At 63.3% G+C, this 15,697-nt stretch carries 12 protein-coding genes; 5 read left to right on the top strand and 7 right to left on the bottom strand.

All coding sequences use genetic code 11. The features are described 5' to 3' along the window. Nucleotides 1–74 precede the first annotated feature (74 nt). Nucleotides 75–833, top strand: a complete 759-nt coding sequence (locus BMI90_RS06515) for a LuxR family transcriptional regulator (protein WP_078528090.1) — start codon at nucleotides 75–77, stop codon at nucleotides 831–833. A gap of 87 nt (nucleotides 834–920) precedes the next feature. On the opposite strand, the gene tsf is transcribed toward BMI90_RS06515, so the two are convergent. The 5 genes from tsf to BMI90_RS06490 all read right to left on the bottom strand — a co-directional run bounded on the left by tsf (nucleotide 921) and on the right by BMI90_RS06490 (nucleotide 8,815). Then, entirely contained in the window at nucleotides 921–1,802 is an 882-nt protein-coding gene (gene tsf / locus BMI90_RS06510) for a translation elongation factor Ts (RefSeq protein WP_078527427.1), read from the bottom strand. A 68-nt stretch (nucleotides 1,803–1,870) separates the two neighbouring features. Beyond that, on the bottom strand, nucleotides 1,871–2,647 hold the full coding sequence (gene rpsB / locus BMI90_RS06505; RefSeq protein WP_078527425.1) for a 30S ribosomal protein S2: 777 nt from the start codon (nucleotides 2,645–2,647) through the stop codon (nucleotides 1,871–1,873). A 313-nt stretch (nucleotides 2,648–2,960) separates the two neighbouring features. After that, a complete protein-coding gene (gene glgC / locus BMI90_RS06500) occupies nucleotides 2,961–4,232 on the bottom strand; it encodes a glucose-1-phosphate adenylyltransferase (RefSeq protein ID WP_078527423.1) in 1,272 nt (423 codons plus the stop codon). Between the two features lie 22 nt (nucleotides 4,233–4,254). Then, the gene (glgB, locus tag BMI90_RS06495; protein ID WP_078527421.1) at nucleotides 4,255–6,405 is read right to left on the bottom strand and encodes a 1,4-alpha-glucan branching protein GlgB; all 2,151 of its coding nucleotides are present in this window, start codon (nucleotides 6,403–6,405) and stop codon (nucleotides 4,255–4,257) included. Nucleotides 6,406–6,412: 7 nt separating this feature from the next. Beyond that, nucleotides 6,413–8,815 carry a glycogen/starch/alpha-glucan phosphorylase gene (locus BMI90_RS06490; RefSeq protein ID WP_078527420.1) on the bottom strand — a complete coding sequence of 801 codons (2,403 nt, stop codon included), beginning with the start codon at nucleotides 8,813–8,815 and terminating at the stop codon, nucleotides 6,413–6,415. Between the two features lie 164 nt (nucleotides 8,816–8,979). Between BMI90_RS06490 and BMI90_RS06485 the strand changes: the two genes are divergently transcribed. The 4 genes from BMI90_RS06485 to BMI90_RS06470 all read left to right on the top strand — a co-directional run bounded on the left by BMI90_RS06485 (nucleotide 8,980) and on the right by BMI90_RS06470 (nucleotide 13,361). After that, nucleotides 8,980–10,566 carry an alpha-glucosidase gene (locus BMI90_RS06485; protein ID WP_078527419.1) on the top strand — a complete coding sequence of 529 codons (1,587 nt, stop codon included), beginning with the start codon at nucleotides 8,980–8,982 and terminating at the stop codon, nucleotides 10,564–10,566. 176 nt (nucleotides 10,567–10,742) lie between these two features. Next, the gene (locus tag BMI90_RS06480) at nucleotides 10,743–11,645 is read left to right on the top strand and encodes a PfkB family carbohydrate kinase (protein WP_078527417.1); all 903 of its coding nucleotides are present in this window, start codon (nucleotides 10,743–10,745) and stop codon (nucleotides 11,643–11,645) included. Then, nucleotides 11,642–12,565 carry a pseudouridine-5'-phosphate glycosidase gene (locus BMI90_RS06475; protein WP_078527415.1) on the top strand — a complete coding sequence of 308 codons (924 nt, stop codon included), beginning with the start codon at nucleotides 11,642–11,644 and terminating at the stop codon, nucleotides 12,563–12,565. The genes BMI90_RS06480 and BMI90_RS06475 overlap by 4 nt, the downstream gene beginning before the upstream one ends. Nucleotides 12,566–12,650: 85 nt before the next feature. Continuing rightward, entirely contained in the window at nucleotides 12,651–13,361 is a 711-nt protein-coding gene (locus tag BMI90_RS06470; RefSeq protein WP_078527413.1) for a DUF502 domain-containing protein, read from the top strand. Here the strand turns inward: BMI90_RS06470 and BMI90_RS06465 are convergent. After that, nucleotides 13,343–14,380 (bottom strand): patatin-like phospholipase family protein, encoded by a 1,038-nt coding sequence (locus tag BMI90_RS06465; protein WP_078527410.1) that lies wholly within the window; start codon nucleotides 14,378–14,380, stop codon nucleotides 13,343–13,345. The genes BMI90_RS06470 and BMI90_RS06465 overlap by 19 nt on opposite strands. A gap of 94 nt (nucleotides 14,381–14,474) precedes the next feature. Then, nucleotides 14,475–15,695, bottom strand: coding sequence for a cysteine desulfurase (locus BMI90_RS06460; RefSeq protein WP_078527405.1), 1,221 nt, complete (start codon nucleotides 15,693–15,695; stop codon nucleotides 14,475–14,477). Between the last annotated feature and the right edge of the window lie 2 nt (nucleotides 15,696–15,697).

Below are 15,697 nucleotides of genomic sequence, written 5' to 3'. Positions count from 1 at the left end.
TTATGATTGTTGCGTCAAAGACCTCTCCTTTGCTACCGAAGGGCGAACGGGAGGCAGAGGCGGGGCTGCGCTGGATGCTGAGTTTTTGTGAAAAGATTTTAAGATCTCGCGACATCAAGGAGATCTGGGACACCCATTGCCGGGAGATGGCGCATTACGGGTTCAGCCGCGTCATCTATGGCTTCACGAGCTTTCGCACCGCCAACAGCCTTGGCGATGTCGATGACATGCTGATCCTGTCCAACCACGAGCCGGAATATCTGGAACTCTTCGTGGGCGGCGGTCTTTACCGCGATGCGCCGATGGTGCAATGGGCGGCGGCCAATGACGGCGCGGCCTCCTGGCGGCTGCTGGCGGACCGGATCAATCGAAACGAACTCAGCCCCGCCGAGATCGCGGTGATCGACCTCAACAATCGCTTCGGGATCCGCGCGGGCTATTCGATCGGCTTCGGCGACGCCTCGAGCCGGTCGCGTGGCGGCATGGGCCTTGTCGGGCGTCCGGGGCTGAGCCAGGACGATGTCGACCGGATCTGGGCCGAGAACGAGCGTGAGCTGATGGCGAAGAACAGTCTCGTCCATCTGCGGATCTCGACCATGCCCTTCGCGACGGCGCGCCGCGCGCTGACCAATCGCCAGCGCGAAGTGCTCGAATGGGTTGCTGACGGCAAGACTACCGCCGATATCGCGATCATCATGGGGCTCACGCCGTCGACGGTGGAAAAGCACCTGCGGCTTGCGCGCGAGGCGCTCGATGTCGACACCACCGCTCAGGCGGTGATGAAAGCCTCTTTGCAAAAACAGATCTTTCTCAACGCGACCATGCCGCGCTGACCGCGCCCAGCTGGATTGAAAGGCACGGAAATGAAAAACGCCGCCCCAAGGGAGCGGCGTTTCCTGTTCTGATCAGATCGCTGCGGCTCAGTTGCCGGCTGCGGTCTTCGCGACTTCGGCAGCGAAATCTTCTTCTTTCTTCTCGATGCCTTCGCCGACTTCCATGCGCACGAAACCGGTGACTTCGACGCCAGCTTCTTTCGCGGCCTGACCGACGGTGATGTCGGGGTTGATCACGAATTGCTGGTTGAGCAGGGTCACCTCAGCCACGAATTTCTTCATGCGGCCTTCGATCATCTTCTCGATCACGGCTTCGGGCTTGCCCGATTCACGTGCGATGTCGATCTGGACCTGCTTTTCCTTCTCGACCACGGCCGGGTCGAGATCTGCTTCCGAGAGCGCGGCCGGGTTGGTCGCCGCGATATGCATCGCGATCTGCTTGCCGATGCCGTTATCGGCACCGTTCAGAGCGACGAGCACACCGATCTTGCCCATGCCTTCGGCAGCCGCGTTGTGCACGTAATGCACCAGCGTCTCACCTTCGAGCATGTGCATGCGGCGCAGGGTCATGTTCTCGCCGATGCGCGCGATGGCGTCGGTGAGCACGTCTTCCACGGTCTTGCCACCCAGATGCGCGGCCTTCACGACCTCGACGCTCTCGCCGGTTTCCAGCGCGACTTCCGCGATGTCGGCGACAAGTTTCTGGAAATCGGCGTTCTTCGCGACGAAGTCGGTTTCCGAGTTGATTTCGATCGCGACGCCCTTGCCGCTGTCGACGGCGAGCGCGACGAGGCCTTCGGCGGCCACGCGGCCGGATTTCTTGGCGGCCTTCGCGAGGCCCTTGGTGCGCAGCCAGTCAACGGCGGCTTCCATGTCGCCATCGGTTTCGGTCAGCGCTTTTTTCGCGTCCATCATGCCTGCGCCGGTCGATTCGCGCAGTTCCTTCACCATTGCAGCGGTAATCGCCATGGTCGGATCTCCTTTGAAGAAGTCAGCGAGGGCGGGATAGCCCGCCCTCATGTCATTGCAGTGACGGCTCAGGCGTCGGCTTCGATGCCGGCCTCGGCGAGAGCTTCCTCGACCGGGGTATCGGCCAGCGCGCCGAGGTCCACACCGGCGGCGCCCATCTGGGCGCTCATGCCGTCGAGGGCCGCGCGCGAAGCGAGGTCGCAATAGAGCGCGATGGCGCGGGCCGCGTCGTCGTTGCCCGGGATCACGTAGTCAACGCCTTCGGGCGAGCAGTTCGAGTCGACCACGGCCACGACCGGGATGCCGAGCTTCTTGGCTTCCGCGATGGCGAGATCTTCCTTGTTCACGTCGATCACGAAGAGCAGGTCCGGCAGACCGCCCATTTCGCGGATGCCGCCCAGCGACGCCTGCAGCTTGGCCTGGTCACGTTCCATGCCCAGACGCTCTTTCTTGGTCAGACCACCAGCGCCCGACTCGAGCTTCTCGTCGATCTCGTTGAGACGCTTGATCGACTGGGAGACGGTCTTCCAGTTGGTCAGCGTGCCGCCGAGCCAGCGGTGGTTCATGTAGTACTGCGCGCATTTCTCGGCCGCATCGGCGATCGGCTTGGCCGCCTGACGCTTGGTGCCGACGAAGAGAACGCGGCCGCCCTTGGCGACGGTGTCACGAACGACTTGCAGAGCCTGGTCGAGCATCGGCACGGTCTGGGTCAGATCGAGGATGTGGATCCCGTTCCGCTCGCCGTAGATGTACTGACCCATGCGGGGGTTCCAGCGCTGCGTCTGGTGACCAAAGTGAACGCCAGCTTCCAAGAGCTGACGCAGGGAGAAATCGGGAAGCGCCATGTCCATTTCCTTTTCCGGTTTGCGCCTGAGCGGAGGGTTTCAGGGCATATGCCCCAACCGGTGGACCTTTGGGGATGTCTCCCCCATCGGCCCGCCTCCGCCTGTGAAGTGCGCGCGATATAGACGCTTGAGCCGGATATGGCAAGCCCCGGAATGGAGATGAAGGACAGGGGCGCTGCCCCTCTTCGGCTTCGCCGAATTCACCCCGAGATATTTGGATCAAGAAGAAACGGGGCCATTCCTTCTTCTTGAGATAAATATCTCGGGGGTGAGGCGCGGGACGCGCCGAGGGGGCTGGCCCCCTGCCCCGCTCTCAATCAAGCGCTGCTGCGCGTTTGTCGAGCATGCTTTGCGTGATCAGCACCACGCCGCCTTCCGAGCGGCGAAACCACTTCGCATCCTCTTCCGGGTCCTCGCCCACGACGAGACCTTCGGGAATGGTCACGCCGCGATCGATCACGCAGCGCGTCAGCTGCGCCTTGCGGTTCACCGTCACGTAAGGCAGCACCACCGCGTGTTCGAGCGACGAGAAACTGTGCGAGCGAACACCCGTGAACAGCAGCGAATTTCGCACCTCCGAGCCCGAGACGATGCAATCCCCCGAGATCAGCGAGGAAATCGCGGTGCCGCGCCGGTTTTCCTCGTCATGGATGAATTTCGCGGGCGGCACGATCTCGGCATAGGTCCAGATCGGCCATTCACTGTCGTAAAGATCCAGTTTCGGGGTAAAATCGGTCAGGTCGATATTGGCCTGCCAGAACGCATCAACAGTCCCGACATCGCGCCAGTAGGGTTCGGTCTCGAGCCCGGTCGTCACGCAGCTGTCGGAGAACTTATGCGCCATCGCCTTGCCGTGACGCACGATCTGCGGGATCAGGTCATGGCCGAAATCGTGGCTAGAATTGGGATCTTCCATGTCGCGCACCAGCAGCTCGCGCAGGAATTGCCAATCGAAGACATAGATCCCCATCGAGGCCAGCGAATGGGTCGGATCGTCGGGCATGCCCGGCGGGTCCTTGGGCTTTTCGAGGAAGTCGGTGATCTGGCCCGAGGCATCGACCGCCATCACGCCGAAAGCGGTGGCCTCCATCCGCGGGACCGTGAGGCAGCCGATCGTGACATCGGCCTGGGTCTCGACATGCTGGCGCAGCATGACCTCGTAATCCATCTTGTAGATATGGTCGCCCGCGAGGATGACGACATATTTCACGCCGTAATCCTCGATGATGTCGATGTTCTGGGCGACGGCGTCGGCGGTGCCCTGGTACCAGCGGCTTTCGGCCACGCGCTGCGAGGCGGGCAGGATGTCGAGATATTCGTTGCGTTCGGCGCGAAAGAAGTTCCAGCCGCGCTGGACATGGCGGATCAGGGAATGGGCCTTGTATTGCGTCGCAATCGCCATTTTCCGGATGCCCGAGTTCAGCGCATTCGACAGCGCGAAGTCGATGATCCGTGTCTTGCCACCGAAATAGACCGCCGGTTTGGCGCGCCGGTCGGTGAGTTCCTTCAATCGGCTCCCGCGGCCGCCGGCCAGCACGAAGGCCATCGCCTGGGCGCTCAGTCGCGTATTGGGTTGCGGTTTCATGCTTTCCCCCCTTGCTGTTCCTTCAAATCGATTGTGGCGCGAACATCACCACCGAGAGTGGCGGCAGATAGACCTCCGCACTGTGATCGCGATGTGACTGGGTGAAGGTTTCGGCCTCCACCGCGCCGAGATTGCCGCGGTTCTCCCCGCCGTAATGACCCGAATCCGTGTTCAGGATCTCGCCCCAGTGCCCGCCCTGCGGCAGGCCGATCCGGTAGCTTCGCTCGACCGGCGTGAGGTTGGCCGCCACCACCACCGGCACGCCCCCCGGCGCGTGGCGTTCGAACACATAGACCGAGGCCTCGGCATCGTCGGCGGCGCTCCATGAAAACCCGGCCGGATCGCAATCGCCCCAATGCAGAGCGGGCGTCTCGCGATAGAGGCGGTTGAGGTCGCGCACGAGATTGCGCAGCCCCGCATGGCGCGGATCGTTAAGGAGATACCAGTCGAGCTCGCGCTCGTGGCTCCATTCCGACCATTGTCCGAATTCCTGCCCCATGAAGAGCAGTTTCTTGCCCGGATGCGCCCATTGGAACGCGTAAAAAGCGCGCAGATTGGCAAATTTCTCCGAGTCGTCGCCCGGCATCTTGCCCAGCATCGAGCCCTTGCCGTGAACCACCTCGTCATGGCTGATCGGCAGGATGAAGTTCTCGGAAAACGCATAGGAGCTGGCGAAGGTCAGCTCGTTATGGTGGTGCTTGCGATAGATCGGGTCGCGGGCGAAATAGCGCAGGCTGTCATTCATCCAGCCCATATTCCACTTGTAGCCGAAACCAAGCCCGCCTTCATGGACCGGCATCGTCACGCCCGGAAATGCGGTGCTTTCCTCGGCCACCGTCATGATCCCCGGCGCGCCGCCATAGGAGGCCGCGTTCATTGCCTTGAGAAACTCGATCGCTTCGAGGTTTTCGCGCCCGCCAAATTTGTTGGGCACCCATTCGCCGGCCGCGCGCGAATAGTCGCGATAGAGCATCGAGGCCACCGCATCCACGCGCAGGCCGTCGAGGTGATATTGCTCGAGCCAGAAGAGCGCGTTGGCGAGCAGGTAATTCGACACCTCGCGCCGCCCGTAATTGTAGATCAGCGTGTTCCAGTCCTGATGGAAACCCTCCTTGGGGTCGGCATGTTCATAAAGCGCCGTGCCGTCGAACCGCTTGAGCCCGTGATCGTCGGTCGGGAAATGCCCCGGCACCCAGTCCAGGATGACGCCGAGGCCGCGCCGGTGCGCCGCATCGACGAATTCGGCGAATTCCTCGGGGCGGCCATGGCGGATGGTCGGCGCATAAAGGCCGATGGGCTGATAACCCCACGATCCGTCGAACGGGTGCTCGGTGATCGGCAGCAGCTCGATATGGGTGAAGCCCATGTCGCAGGCGTAATCGACGAGCTTCTCGGCCAGTTCGTGATATGAGAGCGGCCTGCCGCCCTCGTCCCAGACGCGCACCCAAGACCCGAGATGCACCTCGTAGATCGAGATCGGTGCGTGGCGCTCTTGCGCGGCGGCGCGGGTCTCGCACCAGGCCCCGTCCCCGAAGCGATGCAGGCCCAGCTTGCGCACGACCGAGGCCTGCGCGGGCGGATGCTCGGCCCCGAAGCCCAGCGGGTCGGCCTTGAGCGGCAGAACCTTGCCCGCGGCGTCCAGCAGCTCGTATTTGTAAAGCGCCCCCTCGTGGATGCCCGGCACGAAAATCTCCCAGACCCCGGTCGCGCCCATGCGCCGCATCTGGTGATGCCGCCCGTCCCAGAAATTGAACTCTCCCACGACCGAGACGCGCCGCGCATTGGGTGCCCAGAGCGCAAAATGCACGCCTTCGACGCCCTGATGGGTGATCGCATGGGCGCCGAGCTTCTCCCAAAGGCGCTTATGCGTGCCCTCGCCGATCAGGTATTCGTCCATCGCGCCCAGTACGGGTGCGAATGCATAAGGGTCATCGAAATCCCAGGTTGCCTGCGCATTTTGCGCACGCAGGCGATAGGAAGGTTCGCCCCATTCGCCCGTGAACACGCCCGGCACGATCTGGGTCAGCTCGGTCTCGGACGTGCCGAGCGCCCAGACGCGCTCCGCCCCGGGCACCAGCGCCACGATCTCGCCCGCATGCAGCCCCAGAGCGGAAAATGGATCGGGGTGCCGCGCCTCGATCAGGGTTCGAGCCTCATCCGGGGTCAGTCTCATGTCGCTCCTAGGCCTTGAGGGCCGATTGGGTATTCCAGATCTCGTCCATATAGCCGCGGATCGCCCGGTCGGAGGAGAAGAACCCCATCCGCGCGGTATTGAGCACGGCTTTCTCCGCCCAGCTTGCGCGATCTGCAAAGGCGGCGTCCACCTCTTTCTGCGCAGCCGCATAGGCTTCGAAATCGGAAGCGACGAGGAAATAATCGCTGTGCCACATATTGTGGACCAGATCGTGATAGCGTTCGGGTTCTTCCGGCGAGAAACGCCCCTCCGCGATCATCTGGAGCACATCCTGCAAACCCTGGCTTTGCAAGATCGCATGACGCGCATGTTCGGGATCCTTGCGCCGCTCCATCACCTCGTCGGCTGTCATGCCGAAGAGGAAGAAGTTTTCCGCCCCAACCTGCTCGCGGATTTCCACATTCGCGCCGTCGAGCGTGCCGATGGTCAGCGCCCCGTTGAGGGCGAATTTCATGTTGCCCGTGCCGGAGGCTTCCTTGCCGGCGGTGGAGATCTGTTCCGACAGATCCGCCGCCGGGATCAGCCGCTCTGCCATCGAGACGTTGTAATTGGGCGGGTAGACGATCTTCAGGCGCCCGTCGACATAAGGGTCGTTATTCACCACTTCGGCCACGTCATTGATCAGACGGATGATCTGCTTGGCGGTGTAATAGCCCGGCGCCGCCTTGCCGCCGAAGAACTTCACGCGCGGCTGGTAATCGGCCTGCGGGTTCTCGCGCATCTCGTGCCATTCCGCGATGGTCTGCAAGATGTTCAGAAGCTGGCGCTTGTATTCGTGGATGCGCTTCACCTGGATATCGAAGATCGCATCGGGGTCGATGGTGATGCCCTGCGTCTCGGCCACCCACTGCGCCAGCCGCTCCTTGTTGCGACGTTTCGCACCCATGAAGGCGTCACGGAAGGCGGCGTCTTGCGCGTAGGGTTCCAGCTCGCGCAGCCGGTCGAGATCGGCTTCCCAGCCATCCCCGATCGTGTCGATGATCAGGTGCGACAGTTCGGAATTCGCCATGCGCAGCCAACGCCGCGGCGTGATCCCGTTCGTCTGGTTGATGATCCGCCCGGGATGGAGCTTGTCGAGTTCTGGAAAAAGATTGCGCTTGATCAGCTCGGTATGGAGCGCCGAGACCCCGTTGACCTTGTGCGAGGTGATGAAGGCCAGCTCCCCCATCCGCACTTCCTGATGCTTCACGATACCCACGTAATGCGGCCGTTTCGGGTTCATCTTAAGGTGCCACGCGTCGATCTGTTCGATGATCTGCATGTGGCGCGGCAGAACCGTGCCCATCAGATAGGTCGCCCAGCGTTCGAGCGCCTCGGGCAAAAGCGTGTGATTGGTATAGCCGAGACATTGCAGCGCGATCTCCATCGCCGCGTCGAATGCCATCCCGTGCAGGTCGATGAGGATCCGGATCAGTTCCGGCCCCGCAATCGCCGGGTGCGTGTCGTTCATCTGGATCGCGACGTAATCGGGCAGCTCCGACAGCGAACGATCCGCCGCGAGGTGGCGCCGGATGATGTCCTGAAGCGCCGCCGAGGTCAGGAAATACTCTTGCTTGAGCCGCAATTCCTTGCCCGCGAAGGTCGTGTCGTCGGGATAAAGAACGCGGCTGAGCGTGCGCGCCAGCGCCTCGGGTTCGGCCGCGGCCGCGAAATCACCATGGTTGAACCGCGCGAGGTCGAACTGTTCGGTGGGCTTGGCGGACCAGAGCCGTAGAGTGTTGGCCCATTTGCCTTCCCAGCCCACGACCGGCATGTCATAGGCCTCGGCGATCACGGTCTCAGCGGGCTCCCAGACGGGCTTGCCATCGACCATCGCGACATGGCCCTTGAAACCGATCTCGTAGGCGGCCTCGGGACGCTCGAACTCCCAGGGATGACGCTGTTTCAGCCAGTCCTCGGGGCTCTCGACCTGACGCCCGCCCTCGAAACGCTGCTTGAAAAGCCCATGCTCATAGCGGATGCCATAGCCATAGCCCGGGCAGCCCAGCGTCGCCATGCTTTCCATGTAGCAGGCCGCGAGCCGCCCCAGACCGCCATTGCCCAGGGCCGCGTCGGGTTCGTTCTCGACCACCGCATCCCAATCCAGCCCCAGCCCCTCGATCGCCTCGCGGCAGGTTGCCCGGATGCCCAGATTGATCGCCGCATCCTCGAGCATCCGCCCGATCAGGAACTCCATCGAGAGGTAATAGACGCGCTTGCGCCCCTCGTCCCAGGTGCGCCGGGTCGCGGCGAACCACGGTGCGACCACCCGGTCACGGATCGCGAGGCTCAGTGCCATGCGCCAGTCGTAAACCGACGCGTGATCGGGATCCTTGCCCATCGAATAGGTGATGTGATGCAGGATTTCGTCACGCAGAATTTCGGCTGAGGGCAATTGGGTGTCTTTCACGCGGGAGGTCTCCGATACACGGCAGATATCAATTGATTGATGGGGCGCACCCCGGGCAAGGTCAAGCAAGCGGGGCGAAACCCGGCGCGAAGCGGTTGTCGTTTGCGCTAACAAACCTATGCTTGCCGCGAGAACGGGCAACAGGAAAATTTCAGGAGCGTTTCATGGCCAAGGATTGGTGGCGCGGTGCGGTCATCTACCAGATCTATCCGCGCAGCTTTCAAGACGACTCGGGCGACGGCATCGGCGATCTCAAGGGGATCACCCGCAGGCTCGATCATGTCGCCTCGCTGGGCGTGGACGCAATCTGGCTGAGCCCGATCTTCACCTCGCCGATGGCCGATATGGGCTACGACGTCTCGAATTACCGCGACATCGACGCGCAATTCGGAACCCTTGCCGATTTCGACGCGCTCGTCGCCAGGGCCCATGAGCTCGGCTTGAAGGTGATCATCGACCAGGTGATCTCGCACAGCTCCGACCAGCACCCGTGGTTCAAGGATTCCAAGAAGGCCGGCGCGAAGAAGGACTGGTATGTGTGGGCCGATGCCAAACCCGATGGCAGCCCGCCCAACAACTGGCAGTCCGTCTTCGGTGGCTCGAGCTGGGAATGGTCTCCCGAGCGCGGCCAGTATTACCTGCACAATTTCCTGATCGAGCAACCCGACCTGAACCTGCACAATCCGGAGGTGCAGGACGAACTGCTCGACGTGCTCCGGTTCTGGCTCGAGCGCGGCGTGGACGGGTTCCGCCTCGATACGGTGAATTACTATTTCCACGACCCGGAGTTGCGCGACAACCCGCCGATGGAGCCCGATCCCGAGCGCTGGCCGCCGATCTCGACCTATGACATGCAGGATCATGCCTTCGACAAGAACCGCCCCGAGAACCTTCCCTTCCTGCAAAGGATGCGCGCGCTGATGGATGCGTTCGAGGCCCGGACGCTGGTGGGTGAAGTGGGCGAGGCGCCCCACCGCGCGCTGGGAATCATGGAGGAATACACTTCCGGCAAGGCGCGCCTGCACATGGCCTACAGTTTCGACATGCTCGGGCCGAAATTCTCTCCGACGCACTTTCGTTCCAAGATCGAAGGGTTCTTCAAAGGCGCGCCCGATGGCTGGCCAAGCTGGTCCTTTTCCAACCATGACGTGCAGCGCCATGTGACGCGCTGGGCGAAATTCGGCACCGAAGATCACATCGCCAGGCTCGCCATCGCCATGCTCGGCTCGTTTCAGGGCACGATCGGCATCTATCAGGGCGAGGAGCTTGGCCAGACCGAGACCGATCTGGCCTATCACGAACTGACCGACCCGCCGGGGCTGCGTTTCTGGCCGGAAAACAAGGGGCGCGATGGCTGCCGCACGCCGATGGTCTGGGACGAGAGCGCCAATTCCGGATTCTCGACGGTGACGCCATGGCTGCCGGTCAAAGCGCCGCAAGCCGCGCGCGCGGTCTCTCGGCAGGACGCGGATGACAGCTCCGTGCTGGCCCATTACCGCCGCGTGCTGGCCTTCCGAAAGGCCAATCCGGTCCTGCGCACCGGGCGTACCACGTTTCTCGACCTGCCCGATCCGGTTCTGGGCTTCGTTCGCGAGAGTGACGACGCCCGTCTCACCTGTCTTTTCAATCTCGGCCCCGAGACGGTCACTCTCGAGATACAAGGCACGCTGACCGGCCCCTGCATCGAGGCGCGAACGCAGGGAGACCGGGTCACGCTCGGCCCCAATGGCGCGGCCTGGCTCGTCGGCTGACAAAAAGGGGGCGCTGCCCCCTCTTTCCTTACGGAAATTCACCCCCGAGATATTTGGGTCAAGAAGAAGATGATTTCGCGCTTCTTCTTGATGAAAATATCTCGGGGGTGAGGCGCGCCGCGCCGAGGGGGCAGCGCCCCCTTGCTCCGCCCGCCAAACCGCGCCACAGAAGGTTCATGACAGAATCCCGTCCCGACATTCTCTGCATCGGCTCGGTCCTTTGGGACATCATCGGGCGCGCGAGCGTGCATATGCGCACCGGCTCCGATGTGCCGGGCCGGATCGAGCGGCTTCCGGGCGGCGTTGCGATGAATATCGCGATGACGCTGCGCCGTTTCGGGCTCACGCCCGCCGTGCTCACCGCACTGGGTCGCGACAGCCAGGGCGAAGACCTGATCCGGGCCGCAGAGGTGCTCGGGATCGATTGCGCCTATCTCTACGTCTCCGAGGATCTGCCGACCGATCGTTACATGGCGATCGAAGGCGCGAACGGGTTGGTCGCGGCCATCGCGGATGCGCATTCCCTGGAGGCTGCGGGCGACAAGATCCTGGCGCCTCTCGCCGATGGGCGACTGGGCTCCGAGGCCGAGCCCTGGGAGGGGCCGGTCGCACTTGACGGCAACCTCACCGAAGCGTTGCTCAGCCAGATCGCGCAGTCGCCGCTGTTTGCGAAATCCGACCTGCGGGTTGCGCCCGCGAGCCCCGGCAAGGCCGAACGCCTGATGCCTCTGCTCTCGCACCCGTCCGCCACGCTTTATGTCAATCTCGAGGAGGCGGGCATCCTGTGCCAGCGCAATTTCGAGAGCGCCGAGGCGGCCGCCGAAGGGCTACTGGAACGCGGTGCGCATCGGGTGCTAGTGACCGATGGCGGCAAGGCCGCGGCCGATGGCTGCGCGAGTGCCGGCGGGGTGATCGCCGCGGCCCCTCCCCCCGTTCTCGTGACCCGCGTCACCGGCGCGGGCGATACTTTCATGGCCGCGCATCTCGTGGCCGAACGTCAGGGCGGCACCCGTGCGGAGGCGCTCGAACGCGCGCTCCTCGCCGCGGCCCGCTATGTTTCCGGAGAGCTTGCGACATGACCACCGCCCCCCTCACCTTTTCCGACGAGGTCGCCAGGGCCCAGGCCGATGGACGCCCCATCGTCGCGCTGGAATCGACGATCATCACCCACGGAATGCCCTATCCGCAGAACCTCGAAACCGCGCAGCGTGTCGAAGCGGAAGTGCGCGAATCCGGTGCGGTCCCCGCGACGATCGCGGTGATGGACGGTCTGATCCATATCGGGCTCGAGCAGGACGCGCTGGAGCGGCTCGCTCGTACGAGCGACGCGATGAAGGTCAGCCGCGCCGATCTGGCGGTCTGCCTCGCGAAAGGCGCGACCGGCGCGACCACGGTGGCCGCGACGATGATCTCCGCCCATCTCGCCGGGATCGAGGTTTTCGCAACCGGCGGGATCGGCGGTGTGCATCGCGGCGCCGAGGAGAGCTTCGACATCTCCGCCGACCTGCTCGAACTCGCGCAGACGCCGGTCAGCGTGGTCGCGGCGGGTGCGAAGGCCATTCTCGATCTTCCGAAAACGCTGGAGGTTCTGGAAACCCATGGCGTGCCGGTCATCGCTTTCGGGCAAGACGATTTTCCCGCCTTCTGGTCGCGCAGCTCCGGCCTGCCTGCACCGCTGCGCGCCGACACGCCCGCCGAGATCGCACAGGCGCAAATCGCCCGCGCGAGCCTCGGCCTGCCCGGCGGACAGCTGATCGCCAACCCGATCCCCGCCGAGGCCGAAATCGCGCGCGAGGAGATCGTGCCGGTGATCGAAGAGGCGCTGGCCGAAGCCGACGCCCGGCGCATCGCCGCGAAGGCCGTCACGCCGTTCCTGCTCTCGCGCATCTTCGAATTGACCGGAGGCCGCTCGCTCGAGGCCAATATCGCCCTCGTTCTGAACAATGCACGGCTGGCTGCCGCAATCGCGGGCGAAATCACGGCCGCGCGCCGCGGCTGACGCGATTGCCATTGCTGAAAGCGCGGGCGGTGCCTAGATAGCTGGCAGATCCCGCGCCACAGGCGCCCGTGCCCGTGAGAGGCCCATGACGAAACCCGAAGAAAATCCCCCGCGCAAACGCTCGCGTTTCGCGGCATTGCGTGCGTCCTTTTTCACCGGTTTGATCGTGGTCGCGCCGATCGGTCTGACGATCTGGCTGATGTGGACGATGGCGGGCTGGGTCGATGGCTGGGTGCTGCCGCTGGTGCCGCCGGAACTGCGCCCCGAGCGTTATATCGGCGTCAATGTGCGCGGCATCGGCGTGATCATCTTCCTGATCTTCACCGTGGTCGTGGGATGGCTCGCCAAGGGTTTCTTCGGGCGCACGATGATCCGCTTCGGCGAGAGCATCGTCGATCGGCTGCCGCTGGTGCGTACGGTCTATAACGGGCTCAAGCAGATCGCCGAGACCGTGCTGAGCCAATCCGAGGCGAAATTCGACCGTGCCTGCATGATCGAATATCCGCGCGAAGGGCTCAAGGCGATCGCCTTCGTCTCCTCGACCGCGAAGGGCGAGATCGCCCAGAAGGCGGACGATGCGGACCCGCTGATCTCGGTCTTCCTGCCAACGACGCCGAACCCGACCTCGGGGTTCTTGCTGTTCGTGCCCCAATCGCAGGTCACCTATCTCGACATGTCCGTCGAGGATGCGGCGAAGCTGATCATCTCGGCCGGCCTCGTCTATCCGCAGCCCAAGGAGGCGAAAGGCAAGGACGGGCGCAAGATCAAGGCGAAACTTCAGTCGAACAACGAGTGAAGATCGGTCGAGGCCTCGACCCCGATCTTGTCGGCATGGGCCTCGAGCCAGGCATCGGCCGCGGCCCGCCCCGCCTCCTTGAGCTTTTGCAGCATCCCCCATTCGGGCAGGATCTTCGACTTGCTGCTCAGTCGGGTCATGACGTCGTCATCGGCGATCATGTGGATCAGGACATCCTTCATCGCCCCTTCCGGGAAACGTCCCTCGGCAATCAGGCGGCGCACGAAATTGATCGCGCGCAGCTCGCGCAGGAGCGAGGAATTGAAGCTGATCTCGTTGATCCGCTCCTCGATCTGCGCGGGCGTCGTCGGGATACCGTCCCGCAGCAGCGGGTTGATCGAGATTACGACGACATCGCGCGGGAACCGCGGCTCGAAGAGCGGGAACAAGGGAGGGTTCCCGGTGAAACCGCCATCCCAATAGGCCTCGCTCTTGCCGGTCTTGGGATCGTCGATTTCCACGGCGCGGAAAATCTCGGGCAAGCAGGCGGAGGCGAGGATCGCATCCGCCGTGATCTCGTCACGTGAAAAGACCCGGATCTTTCCTGTGCGCACATTCGTGGCCGAAACGAAAAGCGCCGGGTCTGCGGCTGCGCAGACATCCTCGAAGTGGAATTTCTCGACCACCGACGCGAGCGGGTTGATGTAGAACGGTCCCGTGTCATAGGGCGAGAACACACGCGAGATGCCTTCGATGAAAGCCGCAGGCGTGAAGGCGTCGAACCAGCGCATGATCGCCTCGCCGCCGGGAAGCTCGGCGGGAAGGATGCGATTGAGCCGAAGATCTACGGTTTCCGAGACCTGCCCCCAGAGCCGTTCGAGCTCGGCACGCGCGCCCTCGCGGCCGCCGCGCGCATATCCCGCCTTGAAAGCCGCGCCATTCAGCGCCCCGGCCGAGGTGCCCGAGATCGCGGCATAGTCCAGCCAGTCCTCTTCAAGGAAGCGGTCGAGCACCCCCCAGGTGAAGGCGCCATGCGCGCCGCCGCCCTGAAGGGCAAGGTTGATCCGTTTGCGTTTCATGGCCTGCCTCTGTCACGTCCGCTGTCGAGAAACAGTTATGCTGCATCGCAGCAATGGCAAGCGCACATCGCATCGCAAATGCGTGCGAAAGGCCCTAGCCCAGTAATTCGTGGCAGAGTTCCAGCGCGGAGACGAGCGCATCGACCTCTTCGCGTGTGTTGTACATCCCGAACGAGGCCCGCGCGGTGGCAGAGACGCCCAGCCAATCCATCAGCGGCATCGCGCAATGGCTCCCGGCGCGCACAGCCACGCCGCGTTTGTCGAGAATGGTCGAGATATCATGGGGATGCGCAGGGCCGTTGAGGGTGAGCGAGAAGATCGCCCCCTTGTCCGGCGCATTGCCCTGCACGTTGAGCCAATTCAGCCCCGTCAACTTCTCCTGCGCGTAATCCCGCAGGGACCGCTCATGAGCCGCGATATTCTCCATCCCGATCTGCATCAGGTAGTCGAGCGCCACGCCCATCCCCACCTGCTGCACGATGCCGGGCGTGCCGGCCTCGAATTTCATCGGCGGTTTGTTATAGGTGACGCTGTCGCGGGTCACGGTGTCGATCATATCGCCGCCACCGAGGAAGGGACGCATCTCGGCCATCCGTTCCTTGCGGATGAAGATCGCCCCGGAACCACTTGGCCCATATAGCTTATGACCGGTGATGGCATAGAAATCGCATCCGATATCGTCGACATCGACCGGCCCGTGCACTGCCGCCTGACTGCCATCGACGAGCGTCGCGATCCCCTTCTCGCGCGCGGCTTGTGCGATGGGCTTCACATCGACCAGCGTGCCGAGCACGTTCGACATATGGGTGATCGCGATCAGTTTCGTGCGATCGGTCACCGCCTCGAGCACCTTCTCGGGGGGCAGCGATCCATCCGCCTCGGGCTCGACCCAGACCAGTTTCACGCCCTGACGTTCGCGCAGGAAATGCCACGGCACGATATTGGCGTGATGCTCCATCACCGAGAGCACGATCTCGTCGCCAGCCTGAAGCTTCGGCGCGGCCCAGGCGTAGCTCACAAGGTTGATCCCCTCGGTCGAGCCGGTGGTGAAGACGATCTCATCCGCGTCCTTCACCTTCAGGAACTTGGCCACGATCGCGCGCACGCCCTCGTATTTCTCCGTCGCGATATTCGAGAGCGTATGCAGACCGCGATGGACGTTGGAATACTCGTTCTCATACATCCGCGTCATCGCGTCGATCACCACGCGCGGCTTCTGCGCCGAAGCCCCGTTGTCGAGGTAAACCAGTGGCTTGCCGTTCACTTCGCGCGACAGGATCGGGAAATCCGAGCGGATCTTTTCGATATCATACATGT

The sequence above is a fragment of the Thioclava sp. L04-15 genome (assembly GCF_002020275.1).
GTDB classification, from domain to species: domain Bacteria; phylum Pseudomonadota; class Alphaproteobacteria; order Rhodobacterales; family Rhodobacteraceae; genus Thioclava; species Thioclava marina.
The sequence above is the reverse complement of the archived record's forward strand: the minus strand, read 5'-3'. Positions and strand labels throughout refer to the sequence as shown.

Bases quoted from the DNA above. Each gene is read 5' to 3' on its own strand.
- BMI90_RS06475 (WP_078527415.1), top strand. From the start codon at position 11,642: ATGACCACCGCCCCCCTCACCTTTTCCGACGAGGTCGCCAGGGCCCAG.
- rpsB (WP_078527425.1), bottom strand. From the start codon at position 2,647: ATGGCGCTTCCCGATTTCTCCCTGCGTCAGCTCTTGGAAGCTGGCGTT.
- tsf (WP_078527427.1), bottom strand. From the start codon at position 1,802: ATGGCGATTACCGCTGCAATGGTGAAGGAACTGCGCGAATCGACCGGC.
- BMI90_RS06515 (WP_078528090.1), top strand. From the start codon at position 75: ATGCTGAGTTTTTGTGAAAAGATTTTAAGATCTCGCGACATCAAGGAG.
- BMI90_RS06465 (WP_078527410.1), bottom strand. From the start codon at position 14,380: ATGAAACGCAAACGGATCAACCTTGCCCTTCAGGGCGGCGGCGCGCAT.
- BMI90_RS06480 (WP_078527417.1), top strand. From the start codon at position 10,743: ATGACAGAATCCCGTCCCGACATTCTCTGCATCGGCTCGGTCCTTTGG.
- glgC (WP_078527423.1), bottom strand. From the start codon at position 4,232: ATGAAACCGCAACCCAATACGCGACTGAGCGCCCAGGCGATGGCCTTC.
- BMI90_RS06460 (WP_078527405.1), bottom strand. From the start codon at position 15,695: ATGTATGATATCGAAAAGATCCGCTCGGATTTCCCGATCCTGTCGCGC.
- glgB (WP_078527421.1), bottom strand. From the start codon at position 6,405: ATGAGACTGACCCCGGATGAGGCTCGAACCCTGATCGAGGCGCGGCAC.
- BMI90_RS06470 (WP_078527413.1), top strand. From the start codon at position 12,651: ATGACGAAACCCGAAGAAAATCCCCCGCGCAAACGCTCGCGTTTCGCG.
- BMI90_RS06485 (WP_078527419.1), top strand. From the start codon at position 8,980: ATGGCCAAGGATTGGTGGCGCGGTGCGGTCATCTACCAGATCTATCCG.